Annotated in this window: 14 protein-coding genes and 1 other RNA gene; 11 read left to right on the plus strand and 4 right to left on the minus strand. The window is 46.3% G+C overall.

Annotated features, from left to right (window positions below):
• Positions 1–35 precede the first annotated feature (35 nt).
• Together ssrS and FKV70_RS10980 are read left to right on the plus strand one after the other, a co-directional pair.
• A non-coding RNA gene (ssrS, locus tag FKV70_RS10975) (6S RNA) lies at positions 36–230 on the plus strand.
• Between the two features lie 216 nt (positions 231–446).
• A complete protein-coding gene (locus FKV70_RS10980) occupies positions 447–839 on the plus strand; it encodes a DUF1499 domain-containing protein (RefSeq protein WP_063209160.1) in 393 nt (130 codons plus the stop codon).
• Positions 840–930: 91 nt separating this feature from the next.
• On the opposite strand, the gene tpx is transcribed toward FKV70_RS10980, so the two are convergent.
• Positions 931–1,449: a thiol peroxidase gene (gene tpx / locus FKV70_RS10985; RefSeq protein WP_064796150.1), complete on the minus strand. Its 519-nt coding sequence runs from the start codon at positions 1,447–1,449 to the stop codon at positions 931–933.
• A gap of 120 nt (positions 1,450–1,569) precedes the next feature.
• On the opposite strand from tpx, the gene FKV70_RS10990 reads away from it, so the two are divergent.
• The gene (locus FKV70_RS10990) at positions 1,570–2,193 is read left to right on the plus strand and encodes a rhomboid family intramembrane serine protease (protein WP_063209164.1); all 624 of its coding nucleotides are present in this window, start codon (positions 1,570–1,572) and stop codon (positions 2,191–2,193) included.
• Positions 2,194–2,290: 97 nt separating this feature from the next.
• The gene (gene gltC / locus FKV70_RS10995) at positions 2,291–3,220 is read left to right on the plus strand and encodes a glutamate biosynthesis transcriptional regulator GltC (protein WP_063209263.1); all 930 of its coding nucleotides are present in this window, start codon (positions 2,291–2,293) and stop codon (positions 3,218–3,220) included.
• A 101-nt stretch (positions 3,221–3,321) separates the two neighbouring features.
• Here the strand turns inward: gltC and FKV70_RS11000 are convergent, their stop codons facing one another.
• On the minus strand, positions 3,322–3,993 hold the full coding sequence (locus FKV70_RS11000; protein ID WP_013370498.1) for a zinc metallopeptidase: 672 nt from the start codon (positions 3,991–3,993) through the stop codon (positions 3,322–3,324).
• Positions 3,994–4,034: 41 nt separating this feature from the next.
• Complete coding sequence (locus tag FKV70_RS11005; protein ID WP_063209265.1) at positions 4,035–4,466, minus strand: MerR family transcriptional regulator; 432 nt, start codon at positions 4,464–4,466, stop codon at positions 4,035–4,037.
• A 292-nt stretch (positions 4,467–4,758) separates the two neighbouring features.
• Between FKV70_RS11005 and FKV70_RS11015 the strand changes: the two genes are divergently transcribed.
• The 4 genes from FKV70_RS11015 to FKV70_RS11030 all read left to right on the plus strand — a co-directional run bounded on the left by FKV70_RS11015 (position 4,759) and on the right by FKV70_RS11030 (position 8,825).
• Positions 4,759–6,162, plus strand: coding sequence for an ammonium transporter (locus FKV70_RS11015; RefSeq protein WP_064796149.1), 1,404 nt, complete (start codon positions 4,759–4,761; stop codon positions 6,160–6,162).
• Positions 6,163–6,210: 48 nt separating this feature from the next.
• The gene (locus FKV70_RS11020; protein ID WP_142612854.1) at positions 6,211–7,293 is read left to right on the plus strand and encodes a DUF294 nucleotidyltransferase-like domain-containing protein; all 1,083 of its coding nucleotides are present in this window, start codon (positions 6,211–6,213) and stop codon (positions 7,291–7,293) included.
• Positions 7,290–8,027 carry an exonuclease domain-containing protein gene (locus tag FKV70_RS11025; RefSeq protein ID WP_063209170.1) on the plus strand — a complete coding sequence of 246 codons (738 nt, stop codon included), beginning with the start codon at positions 7,290–7,292 and terminating at the stop codon, positions 8,025–8,027. Before FKV70_RS11020 ends, FKV70_RS11025 begins: the two co-directional genes overlap by 4 nt.
• 171 nt (positions 8,028–8,198) lie before the next feature.
• Positions 8,199–8,825, plus strand: a complete 627-nt coding sequence (locus FKV70_RS11030; RefSeq protein ID WP_142612855.1) for a TlpA family protein disulfide reductase — start codon at positions 8,199–8,201, stop codon at positions 8,823–8,825.
• Between the two features lie 61 nt (positions 8,826–8,886).
• Here FKV70_RS11030 and cimA read toward each other — a convergent pair whose 3' ends face one another.
• The gene (gene cimA, locus FKV70_RS11035; protein ID WP_063209172.1) at positions 8,887–10,503 is read right to left on the minus strand and encodes a citramalate synthase; all 1,617 of its coding nucleotides are present in this window, start codon (positions 10,501–10,503) and stop codon (positions 8,887–8,889) included.
• Positions 10,504–10,796: 293 nt separating this feature from the next.
• Here cimA and FKV70_RS11040 point away from each other — a divergent pair, with 293 nt between their 5' ends.
• From FKV70_RS11040 to FKV70_RS11050, 3 genes are all read left to right on the plus strand, one after another.
• Positions 10,797–12,077, plus strand: a complete 1,281-nt coding sequence (locus tag FKV70_RS11040; RefSeq protein WP_142612856.1) for a DNA polymerase IV — start codon at positions 10,797–10,799, stop codon at positions 12,075–12,077.
• 161 nt (positions 12,078–12,238) lie between these two features.
• Entirely contained in the window at positions 12,239–12,481 is a 243-nt protein-coding gene (locus tag FKV70_RS11045) for a ferredoxin (RefSeq protein ID WP_064796146.1), read from the plus strand.
• Positions 12,482–12,641: 160 nt separating this feature from the next.
• A complete protein-coding gene (locus tag FKV70_RS11050; protein ID WP_142612857.1) occupies positions 12,642–14,072 on the plus strand; it encodes a L,D-transpeptidase in 1,431 nt (476 codons plus the stop codon).
• Positions 14,073–14,087 lie beyond the last annotated feature (15 nt).

The following is a 14,087-nucleotide window of genomic DNA, read 5'->3' on the forward strand; positions in this document are numbered from 1 at the left end:
ATTTACTTTCTGAGTGAGAAGCGCTATAATAAGGTCACATCCTGCGATGCACGTTACGGTCATTTGTTGTTTTGAACCAATGACAATGTCTAGGGAGATCTATACGGATGAATAGCTGAAAAGCCCTGTCAATTGCTGACAAGGGGACTTCAAAAGTTTATTCTGCGGTCACCCACCTGCTAAAGCAGGTTCAGAAGACGCTATGGTCGAACGGCATCGGCGGGTAATCCATAATGTAATGAACACACTCTGGTACTGCTCATGCAGAAACAGGGTGTTTTTTGTATGCAACAATGTTAAACTAAGACTTGAGGTACTAAGGTCGCATACCACAGGCATAATCGGACTTACGATCGGTTGCTTACCATATTTGATAAAGCGCTTGCAGTAGAAGGGACCGATATGTCGTATTGATGGGTAGCGATTATCGTGAAGGAGGAAATGTCTTGTCGTTGAAGAGGACTCTGGTAGGGATTGTGCGCAGCCAAGAAGGTACAAGCGACCGGGTCAAGGACCCCCAAATGAAGACACGCTATTATAACTTATCGAGAGACAAGGCTTGGGAAGAAGTATCATCTATCATGAAAAAAATTCCTGGCTACAAGGTACTCCATGAGGTAGCATCCGTAGGTGAGATTACGTTGGAGAAGCGAACAGCGTTCGGTCGAACCATCGACATTACCGTTTCGATTTTATCTGTTTCGCCAGTTCGAAGTGCGGTGGATATTTATTCTGCTTCACGCGGATCGTTAGGGGACTTGGGTGCGAATTACCGCATTATTTTGCAACTGTTCGCTATGATTGACAAGAAGCTGTCTGCTTATAAGGTCGTACAGTAATAGCAGGTTATGGAGCAATGATGTGGTAGACAAACATCAAAAAAAGCGAGGAAGGCAATCCTTCACTCGCTTTTTTAATATTCGTTCTTGATTAGACGAGTTTTTTTACGGCTGCGATCGCCTGGTCATAGTCAGGATGCTCAGCCATTTCGCTCAAGTATTCTACGTAAGCGATTTTGTCATTTTGATCAATGACAAAAATAGCTCTATGATCCAGGTGGAATTCCTTGATGAATACACCATAAGCTTCACCAAAGGAATGATCCTTATAGTCAGACAGCGTCAATACGCGGTCGATACCAGCCGCACCGCACCAACGAGCTTGAGCGAAAGGCAGATCCACGCTGACCGTCAGGACTACGACTTGATCCCCTAGGGAATCCGCTTCTTGGTTGAAACGTCGAGTCTGTGCGTCACACACGCCTGTATCTAGAGAAGGGACAACGCTAATCAGTTTAACTTTGCCTGCAAAGTCTTGAAGCGTAGCTGTTTCCAATAAGTCTTTCTGTAATTTGAAATCAGGCGCCTGATCTCCAACTTTCAGTTCAGGACCTATGAGAGTCAAAGGATTGCCTTTAAAAGTAGCAGCTCCTGTACGTTCTTGTGCCATATGTAATAGCCTCCTTTGGTTTTTGGCATTGGTTATCGTTGCCGAAATCTATTATAATCTTTTATAAAAGACATTGTCCAATTTGAATAAGGTGGAGACACCCATGAAGGAAGGATTGCCTTGATTTTTTTACGTTATGAGAACTGGAAAAGTTATTTGCGGTTTTACCCGGTAACCTGTCTGATTTTGCTTATCAATATTGTGATGTTTATTGTACTGACCGTGCAGGGTGGATCGGAAAATAGTTTGACACTGATCCGGTATGGGGCTTTGATTAATGAGGCGCCATTCACTGATCAGCTATGGCGCTATGTGTCAGCTATGTTTTTACATGCAGGGTTTGATCATCTTTTGTTTAATTCCTTTGCAATACTTGTATTCGCTCCTCCGCTGGAGCGTTTGCTCGGGTCCTTGCGATATGTGTTATTGTATCTGGTCACAGGCATTGTTGGAAATATTCTGTCCATTGCGCATTATAACATGCTGGCGGAGACGACAGTGTCTGTAGGGGCTTCAGGAGCGATTTATGGCATCTATGGGGCGTTTTTGTACGTTGCCTTGTTCCAACGGTCCTTGATGGACGATGCTTCGCGCAAAACGCTGTACACACTGCTTGGGTTTGGTATTCTGTTTTCTTTTGCGGTTGCGAACATTAACTGGACCGCTCACTTTGGGGGCTTGCTCAGTGGATTCTTCATGTATGGATTATTGATTAGATTGACTGGTCAGCGCAAACGTCACTAAAGACAGCTTTAAGTAAGTTATCTGGGTAAGAAAGAGGATGGTGTTCGATGAACATCTTCTTTCGTATGTTGAAAAACAGATTGGAGCGAATATCGGAGTGGAATTACGACAGTTGCAATACTTCATGAAAGTAGCGCAAAAAGAACATGTCACTCAGGCAGCCGAGGAGTTGCATGTGGCGCAATCTGCGGTAAGTCGGCAAATTCATCAGCTTGAAGAGGAGCTGGGAGTTAACCTTTTTATGCAAAAGGGGCGTAATCTGCAGCTTACGCCAGTGGGGCAGCTATTTTGCAAACGGGTGGAAACGATCATAAAAGATCTGGAGCGGGCAGTTTTGGAAGTGCATGAGTTTTTGGACCCTGAGGGGGGCGAAATTCGTATTGGTTTTCCGCACAGTTTGGGAATTCATCTTATTCCTACGGTGGTGGCTGAATTCCGCAAGCAGTATCCCAATGTTAAATTCAGATTTAAACAAGGGATGTATCCGAGTTTAATTCGTGATGTGTTAGCGGGTGAGGTGGATTTGGCTTTTGTATCTCCTTTTCCAGACCGACATGATCATGTCGAGGGGGATGTGGTGTTAACCGAGGAGTTATTTGCAGTTCTCCCGCCTAATCATCCTTTGGCTTCAGCCGAACACATCACATTGAGCCAGCTTAAAGGAGAAAAATTCATCTTGTTCAGAGATGGGTATTCGTTACGTCCGATTGTCTGGCAGGCCTGTCTGGAGGCTGGTTTTACACCGGATATTGCTTTTGAAGGCGAAGAGACAGATACGATACGCGGATTAGTAGCTGCGGGTATGGGAGTTAGTCTTCTGCCCGAAATGGCACTGTTTCAGACCAATCCACTTCAACCTGCAAGGGTGTCGATTGTTGATCCGGAGGTAACGAGAACGATTGGCTTGATTCATCGCAGAGATGACAAGCTTCCATTGGTCGCCAAATCTTTCCGGACTTTTCTGTTGCACTATTTTGGGCTTCAAGGTAACGCTGCTGCTTCGAACAAAACTGTAAAAGCAGATTGAGGGTATCAAGTATAAATAGGGTTTTGGTTTGAGATCAAGAAAAAAAGGTTGTTCCTCTACCGTCGTTGGCGGAGGAACAACCTTTTTTGCAATACAAGTGCTTAGTCTCGGCTGTTAAAGATGCCGATTAGGCGGATCAGTTCTAGCAAGGAGACAAGAGCTGCGGCCACATACGTCAATGCAGCAGCGTTCAGAACTTTGGCTACACCGCGTTCTTCATCACTACGGATAAACCCTTCGGAAACCATGATTTCCCGTGCGCGATTAGAAGCATTAAACTCCACTGGCAATGTAATTAATTGAAAAGCGACAGTAGCCGAGAAGAAGATAATACCCAGGCCGATCAGGTTCGTAAAGCTAAATAAGAAACCGGCAATCAGCAGAAACGGTGCAATCCCGGAAGCAAAGTTTACGATCGGAAAAATCCGGTGGCGAAGCGCTAGCATAGGATAATGCTCTTTATGTTGAATGGCATGACCGACTTCATGGCAAGCCACAGCAACCGCAGAAATGGATTTTTCATAATAAACAGGCTCGGACAGGCGCACCACTCGTTGTATTGGATCATAATGGTCGGACAGCGCACCGGGTACTGGCTCAATAGGTACATCATGCAAGCCGTTGCGATCCAGCATGTGCCGAGCTGCATCATAACCAGTCAACCCATTTTCGTTGGGGACATCAGACCATTTGTTAAATGTACCTTTTACACGAAATTGCGCCCATAAGGATAATCCGAACGCAAGAATAATCAAAATATACATACCCATCATAAAGCAACCCTCCATTATTGTTCATCTATTAGCCCGGGTATCTACATCATAGAACTATGCTCCAACAGATACTTCAAAGCCTCAATACAAGCGGCGCTTTGTGGCAATAGACCAGTAAGCAGCTTGCGAGCTTGAACGGGCTTAAGCTGTCCGAGAAGAGGCTGTAGTTCATTAACTTCACGCTCTAGACGCTGCATGTGCATTTCTAGACTCGTTAGTTTGTCAGTGACATGTTCTTCCCCTGCGACTGAGTTCCATTTGATCAGTGTTTGTCTGATTTCCTCGAGGCTATATTTCTCTTGTTTCATTTGGTTAATACGTTCAAGCCTGTTTAAGGTTTCATCATTATAAAGTCGATAATTTTTCAATGATCGTTCTTCAGGTTTGATCAAACCGAGTTTTGTGTAATAATCAATCGTTCGTTCGCTGACACCAGCCGCTTTGGCTAGCTCACCAATTCGATATAGCTTCATATCCCCATCTGTCTTCACCTCGCGCTCTTCGTTCAACCTTCGATATTAGCATCTTAAACCGAGTGTTTATAAAGGATATTTTACATGATCCTCAACCATACAGTCAAACGTCATGCTTTTGTTGAGCTTAAACAAACTACCTTTTTGGTCAGTAAATATGACATGTCAGGTTTATAAGATCGTTTTTTTAACATTATAAAAAAAATCTTGTCAACTTTCATGTATTCTGATTATAATGACAATAAGAATTTCATGATATGTAAAGAAACTTAACATTCGAGGAGTGGTCTTCATGAGAAAAAAGTGGTTGGTTGTATTATTGGCCATGCTGGCGGTTCTGGCTTTCCCGGTAGGTGCGTTTGCTGCTGACGGGCCAACAAATATTCAACTTCAAGCTGGACTAAACACGGCCTTTACATTCTTGGCGTTTATACTTGTGTTTTTCATGCAAGCGGGGTTTGCGTTGCTGGAGGCAGGCTCGACTCGAATGAAGAATGCGGGTCATGTCGCTGGTAAAACGATTCTCACGACAGGTGTTGCGGCTTTGTCCTTCTGGGCCCTCGGATTTGGACTCGGCTTTGGCAATGATAGCGGCAACGGATTTATGGGGCTGACAGGTTTCTTCATGAGCGGGACAGATGCTGCTGCATCGTTTGATACTCTTTCGGGCTTGGATGTTCCAATTACGATTATGTTTTTGTTTCACTTTGCTTTTGCTGCGGTTTCGCTTTCGATCGCATGCGGGGGGATGGCAGAGCGTGCAAAATTAAGTGTATACATTATTTTCGGTATTTTGTTCTCGATCGTGATTTATCCAGTTGTTGCTCACTGGGTATGGGGCGGCGGTTGGCTTGGCAAATTGGGAATGCAGGATTACGCTGGTTCAACCGTGGTCCATTTGACGGGTGCTACGGCGGCACTTGTCGCTACGCTGCTGCTCAAACCGCGTCTGGGCAAATTTAATAAAGATGGCAAGCCGAACATCATCCCTGGTCATAATCAGGTGTACTCTATCCTAGGTGTTATTATTCTCTGGTTTGGCTGGTTTGGATTTAACCCAGGTAGTGCGGTTTCTGCTATGAATGACGGATTCTTTGGATATGTAGCTCTGACTACAAATATTGCTGCTGCGGCAGGTGGGGTTTTCGCTTTGCTCGTATCCTGGATGGTATACGGAAAAGCAGACATTCCGGCTATGCTAAACGGTGTGCTGGCAGCTTTGGTTGCAATTACGGGTTCTTGTGCCTTTGTAGCACCTTGGGCCGCACTGGTCATTGGCGCAGTTGCAGGGATCGTCACTTTCTTCACAGCGCAATGGTTTGAGCGTGCGAGAGTGGATGACCCGGTATATGCTTTCTCCGTGCATGGTGTTGCAGGGATGTGGGGCGCAGTATCCACAGGGTTGTTCGCTACTCCTGAGCTTGTAAAAATAACAGGTGTAGGTCAAGCGGGTCTGTTCTATGGTGGCGGTTTTACGCAATTAGGAGTACAGCTGCTCGGGCTGGTTGGCACTTTGGCTTTCGTATTCGTTATTTCCTTTATTATTCTTGGTGCGATGAAAGCCATTATGGGTATTCGTGTTACGGAAGAGGAAGAAACGATGGGACTCGATATCAGTGAGCACGGTACGTACGGTTATCCAGAACAAATGAAGTTAGTGACCGAAGCTGAAAAGCGTTCTGGAATTGTCAGCTAATATGTAAAATATAAAGAGCCAGTATGGATGGGCGGAGGAGATGGAAGTATGGAACTGCAAAATAAGGCCCCTTGGGTGAGTTCCACTGAAGCGATTGATCATGCAGACACACCTGAGTCGTTAAGGCAGGCCAGGGTCGATTCTCAGAAATGGCTGCTGGCTTCCCAAGCCTCCGCTCCGTTATCAGACTGGTTACGAACGGCGAACGAAATGCATGACCGCATCGCGGCCAGAGCTGTACAAATGTGTGAAAAAGGGATGGTTGAGGATGGCTTCGGCCCTCCTCCCGTCCCTTACGCATTTATAGCCTTCGGAAGTATGGGGCGCTCGGAATCGACGCTGTGGAGTGACCAGGATAACGGTATGATTATCAGTGACCTAGTGTCTGCTGATAAAGAATTGTATTTTAGCGAGTTTGGCCGCAGAGTATCTGCGATGCTAGAGTATTTGGGATATCCCAAATGCGAGGGGAAAGTGATGTGCTCGGAGCCGTTGTGGCGCCGTACATTGTCTGGATGGCAAGAACAACTATCAAAATGGTCGGAGGATTTTGCCTGGGAGCCAATTCGTTATCTCATTATCTCGTCTGACATGAGACATATCGCAGGCGAGGAGCAATTGTCTGTGGAATGGAAGCAAGGCTTTTATAAGTTGTTTCGTAAACATCCCGATTTGCCTTCAGCGGTACTTAGGAACACGGTAAGACATAAAGCAACCCTTAATATTTTAGGTCAGATCGTTACCGAGCGGTTCGGTGAGCATGCAGGCGATTTTGATGTGAAATACGGGTTATATATTCCGTTGGTGAACGCCGTCCGTTTTTTGGCATTGCAACATGGTGTGGAGGAAACTTCTACCCTGAAAAGGCTCAGGCGTCTCGCATCACTTGAAGCAGCACCGTTGCCTTTGCTTGATGCTTGCGAGCGAGCCTTTAGGATTGCGCTTCAGCTTCGAATGGCTACTCCCGCGAGAGAAAAGGATGGGTTGCTGATCAGTAATGGCTATCTGGCTGTCAAACCGTTGAAGCAAGGTAAAGGCTGGCATGAGCTGCGAGAGGCTCTTTCAACAGTACGACGGCTGCATCGTGCGTTGCAAAGGCAGCTACGGTTTATGGAAGGGAGAAGGTCATGAAGGAACCGGCGCAGGGAGGTGGTTTCTGGAGTGCCCTCCGCAGAGGAGGAGTGCCGTCGGCAATCGCATCTGTAATGGGGGCTCCTACGGCCCAGCAGATGGCGTTTATTCGGTCCTTAACGCGGGAACAACGGCGTTCAGAAGTATTGCGTACCCCGCTGGAGCGTTTGGAGACGGTAGTTTTTGATCTGGAGACAACAGGATTTTCGGCTCAGCATGGAGATGAGATTTTATCATTCGGAGCGATTCGGGTTGTCGGGGATATGATTATGGAGAAAGAGCAGTTTTATACGCTTGTCAATCCACGGACGGAGATTCCTGAACACATTACTGAGCTTACTGGGATTACCCGGGAAATGACGGATGAAGCTCCGCCGCTTATGAATGGTCTGCATGATTTTATGTCCTTTGTAGGTGGGCGGGTGCTTGTAGCGCATGCCAGTGCTCATGATAAGGCCTTTTTAAATGCTGCGTTATGGAAAACATCTAAAGTTCAGTTAACTCATCGTGTACTAGATACCATGATGCTTGCCAAATGGCTGGAGCCACAGCAACACCAAACCTATAGTTTGGATGAATTGCTGGCCTTTCAATCCATTCCGATTGAAGGGCGTCATCATGCGTTAGAGGATGCGAAGATGACTGCTAAGCTATGGGTGGCATATGTTCAGGAAATGCTGAAGCGTGATGTGACGAATTTGGCGGATGTCTACGCACACCTGAGCCATGCCTGATTCTGTACAAGGTATAAATCTCTCACTACATCATTACAGCAAGTTCGCGATTTTCGTGAGTTTGCTGTTTTTTTTGCGACCTGTTCGGATTTAGAAGATTAGAGATGAGGAGAGTATGGGCATCCTATGGGAAGGATAAGGTCATTTAGACAAAAGGCAGGTGATAAGACTGTGAAAAGATTTCTTTTCATCCAAGCGATAATTGTGCTACTTGTGGTTAGTTCTTTATGGGGAATTATTGCAAACACAGCCTGTGCAGTAAGCCTGCCCGAGAAAAAGGTATCCTTGGCAGAGAAATATAAAGGTGAGAAAGTGCATGAATCTGAAAAGGATGTAGGGACTGAATTAGACGCAGTGGAGGTGATGAACAGAATTAAACCTGGGCAACAGCTTCCTTCTATGATTTTAAAGGGGTTAAACGGCAAGTCCTACGATGTAGGGGCTACGCGGAATAAAGCGATGATCCTTAGCTTTTGGGCTTCATGGTGCGATCCGTGCCGATTAGAAGCGCCTATGCTGAATGAATTGTATAGTAAACATAAACATGAGGTAGATGTATATGGCGTCAATGTAACCCGCTATGACCGGTTGGAGGATGTGCAGAAGTTTTCCCGTTCTTTGAACCTCAATTTTCCCATTTTACTGGATGAACAAGGAGCGTTGTTTGAAAAATTTGGAGGATCGGCTTTTCCGACTCATGTAACGATTGATGACCATGGACGGGTACGAGAAATTATAATCGGCATGCTCAGTGAACGAGAGTTGGAGGATAAAATAGAAGCACTTTCAAAAAAATAAGGTGACTTTGGGGGCCGAGTAAACCTCCAATGTCACCTTATTGTCTCATTGTAGTAGTTGATTAGTGGTTAACTAATCCATGATGAGTAAGCTCTGTTTGTGCATTTTTTGGAGTTGGGGCTTCCAGCAATGCGTAACGGAAGCTGTCCAAGAGTGCTTCCCAGCTAGCTTCAATTACATTTTCGGATACGCCTACGTTACTCCAGACATCCTCATAATTTTTGGACTCAATGAGCACGCGTACCTTGGCGGCGGTGGCGTCTTTTTCGTCGAGCACGCGTACCTTGTAGTCAGCCAAGTGCATGTCCCGCAAGGCCGGGAAATATTGTGAAAGGGCTTTGCGGAGTGCGTTATCAAGCGCGTTGACAGGACCATTTCCTTCAGCTGCAGTATAGACACTTGTCCCTGCAACATTCAGCTTTAAAAATGCCTCGGAGACGACCGGTCTGCCCGCTGTTTTTTCTACCAGCACCTTAAAGGATTCGAAAGAGAACATTTCCTTCACTTCACCGCCGGCTTCACGAATAAGCAATTCCAGCGAAGCATCCGCGCCTTCAAACTGATAGCCCTGATGCTCAAGCTCCTTAATACGACTAATGACACCGCGCGCCTCATCACTGGATGGATCAAGGGAGATGCCCAGTTCTTGCGCCTTGGATACAACATTGCTTTGTCCGGCCAATTCGGAGACCAGGACCCGCTGCTTGTTCCCCACCAGTTCAGGAGCGATGTGCTCATAAGTTCGTGAATCGCGCAGGATAGCTGACACGTGAATGCCTCCCTTATGGGCAAAAGCAGCATTGCCTACATATGGCTGGTTCACAGGCAGATTGACGTTGGCGACTTCGCTCACAAAACGGGCTGTATTGTGGAGTTGTTTGAGCTTCTCCGGATTTAGACAATCGTAGCCTAGTTTGAGCTGCAAGTTCGGGATGACCGAGCACAGGTTGGCATTACCACAACGTTCACCGTAGCCGTTTATGGTGCCTTGCACCTGCCTAGCACCTGCTTGAACAGCACTTAGTGAGTTGGCTACAGCCAATTCACAGTCATTGTGAGTATGAATGCCCAACTGTGACTTCGTTATCTGATTTTGCAGTGTAGTAACAATTTCCTGTATCTCATGCGGTAGAGTGCCGCCGTTGGTATCACACATCACGAGCCAATCCGCGCCGGCTTCCTCCGCTTTTTTCATGACGGCAAGCGCATACTCGGGGTTGTTTTTATATCCGTCAAAAAAATGCTCGGCATCAAAAATTACCTCCATGCCCCCTTGCTTTAAAAAGGCGATGGAGTCATAAATCATAGCCAGGTTTTCCTCCAGTGTTGTCTGTAAGGCGGTGTGTACATGAAAATCCCATGATTTACCGACCAGGGTAGCAGCCTGAGCGCCAGATTCCAGAATCCGTTGCAGATTCACATCCTGCGCTGCGATGCTGTCTTTGCGACGTGTGCTGCCGAAGGCGACAATCTTGGCCTGAAGGCCAAGTTCCTGTACCCGTTTGAAAAATTCAATATCCTTGCTGTTGCTCCCCGGAATCCCGCCTTCAATATAGTGAACACCGAGATCATCGAGTTTTTTTGCGATTTTCAATTTGTCATCAGCAGACAAGCTAATTCCTTCTCCTTGAGTGCCGTCTCGCAGCGTTGTGTCAAAGATAGAAATAGCGGTGGACATGAGGGACTCCTCCTTTGCGGGTTGCTCAGATTGGTGATGCTCTGCTTTTTTAAGCATGATTAGTTTAGTAAATTAACGCTTAAAAACACGAAAGCGTTAGTTTGTCGTGTTCGTATGATAGTCGATTATAACAACTAATGACTTCAAATGTAATATATATTTATCATTTTTAAACGCAAAACCTATATTTTTTATGTAAAATAGAAATAGTATGCAAGGGAACTCAAGTATAAAATCAAAGAACATATTTCTGATATGACGGTTGAATTTACAGTTAAAAAGAAGGGTCGAGCATGAAAGATGTCAGTGCCTATTATCCAGTTGGTGGACGAGTTATTCTGCATGTGGATATGAACGCATTTTATTGTTCCGTTCATGCAGCGGAGGAGCCGGAAAAATATAAAGGATTGCCTACTGCAGTGGCTGGCAGCAGTGAGCTGCGCAAAGGTGTTATTGTAACCTGCTCTTATGAAGCACGACGATTGGGCATTTCAACAGGGATGGTTGTACAGCAGGCTCGCCGGATCTGCCCACAGCTTATCGTGATACAGCCTGACTTTCATTTGTACCGTCGTTATTCCAAAGCATTTATGAGTATCGCTTACTCATATACACCTATGCTGGAAGCCACTTCAATTGATGAGTGTTACCTGGATATTTCTGGTTCCAAGCAGTTTGGAACACCTTTGGAAATTGCCGAGGAAATTCAGCGTCGGGTAGAGGAAGAGCTGGGCTTGCCCTGCTCGATTGGAGTAGCGCCCAACAAACTGCTGGCCAAAATGGCCTCTGATCTGAAAAAGCCACGCGGGATATCTGTTCTACGTTTACGTGATGTACCCAACATTTTGTGGAACCTTCCATGTGGCCAATTGTTTGGTGTGGGGCGCAAAACGGCAGACAAGCTTCTACAACTAAATATTCGCACCATTGGGCAATTGGCCAAGGCAGATGAGCACATGCTGGTTAGTGTATTTGGTGTAACTGGTTCTTGGTTGAAATTGGCGGCGAATGGAATTAATCATTCTCCGGTCAGCACTGAACGGGAGCCAAACAAATCCATCGGTCACACAACCACACTGCCTTTGGACGTAGTAAAGTTGGAAGAAGCTCAAAGGGTGCTGCTTAACATTAGCGATCAGGTAGCCCGGCGGCTTCGACGACAGGGTATGTTGGCAGGTGGTATTCAACTGACGATTCGGACCCCAGATATGAAGACCTTCACGCGTTCTCAAGTCAGGAGTACGCCTACGGAAAGTGCAGATGACATATATAAGGAAGCTTGTGCATTGTATCGTCGCCACTGGGGAGAGAATAAGCCGGTGCGTTTGTTAGGGATTACGCTGCAGCAGCTCATTCCTAAGGAGGAAGCGGCTGTTCAATTAGATCTATTTGAATACCAGGATCAGCCTAAAAAAGAAAGCTTATTGAAAACGATGGATGCGCTACGCGATAAGTTTGGTGAAAATGCAATTTTGACTGCGGGGATGCTGGGAGATGATCCTTCGGTACTGCTTCGTAATTCCAAGTTGCGCGGAACTTCGCTGCAAAAAGACAATTTACCTACTCCGGAGTGAACATCGGCGCAGGTTATTGTTAGCATCAGTAATACATGTTATAAGCATTTTTTGCATGAAGGATAAAGGAAAATAATTTGTAATAATATTGGGTTTGTATTAATATGTGAATAGAATGCAAAAGCTGGTTTGTTTGATTGTATAGGAGGAAGAGAAAAGTTATGGCTAAGTACACTTGGGTAGAAAAAGATACATGCATTGCTTGTGGAGCTTGCGGCGCTACGGCACCAGACATCTATGATTATGATGATGAAGGTTTGGCTGAAGTAATCTTTGAAGGGGATGCAAACCAAGGCATCAAGGCGATCCCAGAAGATCTGTTTGATGATATGCAGGATGCTTGCGACGGTTGCCCTACAGATTCTATCAAAGTTGCAGACGAACCGTTCAATAAAGAAGGCTAAGTGTAGACTTCTTGGACAGGCATAGCACCGCCAGTACCCTTCGCCGTATAACGGTGAAAGTATGCTGGCGGTGCTGTTTTTTTATGTGCTGTCCATTAAGCCCATTTTGACCGATATACATAATAGTAAACAAGCAAGATTACCCGATTAGGAGGATCCGATGGACCATTCGCCTCATCTTAAATCGTATGTAAAAAAGCACCCTGATAATAAAATGGCCTGGTATCTACTCGGTAAAGAGTATGAAAGCAGCGGTCAGGAGGGTAAAGCAAATTATTGCTTCAATCGTGCGGGGGAAGTGTTCGAAGCCTTTGAGCATAAACAGATTCCGGCAGACGTATGGATGGAATATCAGGATAAACTGGTTCAGATGTCCAAGGAGAAGGAGCGGAGAACCGCTCGAACACGCCACCTTTTAACTGCGTTAATGGTACTACTACTCATCTGGGTTCCTTCAGCCAACTCACCGAGCATTTCACCTAAGAGCGCATCCGTTCCATCCGGAACGGAGCATGCAGCAGTTGATCATGTCGAAGCTGCGAAAGCGGCCGCTGCAGATCCAAAGGAGAAGGCACAGAATGGTGAGCCTTATGCTGGTGGTGTGTTTACGGCTCAAGCCCGGCAAGGAAGTGGAGCTGGAACGGCGTTCACGGAACTGTTGGCAAAGACGAGTCAAATGCCTTCCAAGATCACGGTGCTGGGCATGGAGCAGAGGGGGACATGGCTGATCTGGAGAGATGGTATGAAGCCGTTACTAAGTGTACAGAACAAGGGAAATGGCGGATTAGCAGTTCAGTCTTACGACGCCGCTGCATGTGCTTGCAAGCCGCCAGATAGTGAAACCCTCCGCATAACAGGTCTAAAGTGGGCTGCGGGACAAGAAGAGCTAGCTGTGCTGAATAGCGCCATGCGTGCTTTTCGCTCACAGCATCAACGTCTTCCGCAAAGCCTTGAGGAACTCACCCGAGATTTTCCCAGTAATACGATGTACGGTACGACTGACGGGATGAAGAAGGCTTTTACACCTTTACGCAATGTACTTGCTTCTTCAGGACAGGGAACAGGGAAGACAGAAGAACAGAACACAGGCTCTGCGGCTGAAAATAGTCTATTGCTGGCATCTTCACTGCATGGACGGCCTTTTCTGGGGCAACCGCTCCGAATTGTGATAGATAAATCCAGGCACAGGCTAGCATTGGTGAGTGGCAATATACTTATTCGCAATTATCCCATCGGTTTGGGCGGGGATAGAACACCGGAAGGAAAGTTTGTGATTACCGATAAAGTCGTAAATCCGAACGGAAAATCCAACGGTGAGTTTGGCAGCCGTGGTATGCAACTGTCTGCAACCAATTATGCTATCCATGGCACGAACGAGCCAGACAGTATCGGCAAAAATGAGTCGCTGGGTTGTGTCCGCATGGGGAAGGAAGACGTGGAGGAGTTGTTTGCACTCGTGCCTTCAGGTACAGAGGTGGTCATTGGTAACGGAGGACTGCCTGATCAAGTGCTTGTACCCGGTTCCCGATTTACGAGTGAGCCGCAGCACGACCAGACGAATCCCCGCAAAACCTATCACTGGCTAAATTAACATTGTGATGCCACT

The sequence above is a fragment of the Paenibacillus ottowii genome (assembly GCF_006874425.1).
Taxonomy (GTDB): domain Bacteria; phylum Bacillota; class Bacilli; order Paenibacillales; family Paenibacillaceae; genus Paenibacillus; species Paenibacillus ottowii.